This window comes from Pseudomonas sp. JUb52 (assembly GCF_004341115.1).
Lineage (GTDB): Bacteria > Pseudomonadota > Gammaproteobacteria > Pseudomonadales > Pseudomonadaceae > Chryseomonas > Chryseomonas oryzihabitans.
This window is the reverse complement of the sequence record NZ_SLYS01000042.1, coordinates 1-1,247: the sequence shown is the minus strand read 5'-3', so window position 1 is coordinate 1,247 and position 1,247 is coordinate 1. Positions and strand designations below refer to the sequence as shown.

Below are 1,247 nucleotides of genomic sequence, written 5' to 3'. Positions count from 1 at the left end.
TGATCTTGCCCAGCAGCCGTGGACACGGGTTTAAGCACACATCCTGGCCTCGAAGGCCTCTGGGCTGATGTGCCCCAGCGTGCTGTGTCGCCGCTGGCGGTTGTAATCGGTTTCGACGTATTCAAACACGGTTTCACGCATCTGGGCGCGGCTCGTGAAGCGCTCGCCGTGGATGCACTCGACCTTCAGGCTGTGGAAGAAGCTCTCTGCACAGGCATTGTCGTAGCAGTTGCCTTTGGCGCTCATGCTGCATCGCAAGTGATGGGCGCGGATCAGCTCCTGGTAAGCCGCTGAGCAGTACTGGCTGCCGCGGTCGCTATGCACGATCACGTCATTAGGCTGCTTGCGTCGCCACAGCGCCATGTGCAAGGCATCGCAAACCAAGTCGGCCGTCATGCGTTCGTTCATGGCCCAGCCGATCACCATCCGTGAATACAGATCGATGACCACTGCCAGATACAGCCAGCCTTCCTCCGTATGCAGGTAGGTGATGTCACCCACCCATTTCTGATTTGGCGCAGATGCCTTGAAATCCTGCTTGAGCAAGTTCTCTGCCACTGGCAGGGAGTGCTGAGAATTGGTCGTGGCCTTGAACTTCTTGGCGGCCTTGGCACGCAGTCCTTGCCGTTGCATCGAGGCGGCTACCGTCTTGCGATTGCAGGGTAGGCCGGCTTCCCGCAGGTCGTGGCACAGCCGTGGAGCCCCGCTGCGGCCCTTGCGTGCGCTGTATGCCTGAGCGACCTGCCGATCCAGTTCGGCTCTTCGCCGCTGGCGCATTGACGGCCTGCGAGAGCACCAAGCGTAGTAACCGCTGCGGGCAACGCCCAACACGCGACACATGGCCTGGATCGAGAAATGCGCGGTATGAGTCCTCATGAAGGCGTACTTCACTTGAGGCTCTTGGCAAAGTACGCGGCCGCCTTTTTTACGATGGCCAGCTCCTCGGCGTGCTCGGCCAACAGCCGCTTGAGTCGGGCATTCTCGTCGGCCAGCGACTGCTCGCGCTCGCTGCCGGCCTGAGTCTGGTGCTTCTTGCTCCGCCAGCCGTAGAGCTGGGAAGCATGCAGGCCGAGCTGTTCGGCAGCCTTGCTAACGCCAATGCGGTCGGCCAAAGCCAGCGCTTCGTCCTTGTAGGCTTGGGAATGGCGGGTGCGGGTCTGTTTCATTGGGGTTGCTTGTCTTGCCATGATTCACCTCGTTGCAGTTTATCGCTTAACGGGGGTGTCCACTGGGACTGGGCAAGATCA

Annotated in this window: 1 protein-coding gene; it reads right to left on the bottom strand. The window is 60.5% G+C overall.

The genetic code is table 11. From position 1 onward, the window contains the following. Positions 1-30 precede the first annotated feature (30 nt). A protein-coding gene (locus EC839_RS24060; RefSeq protein ID WP_242455226.1) for an IS3 family transposase occupies positions 31-1,187 on the bottom strand; the annotation gives its coding sequence in 2 pieces (ribosomal slippage) (positions 31-917 and positions 917-1,187; 1,158 coding nt in all). Between the last annotated feature and the right edge of the window lie 60 nt (positions 1,188-1,247).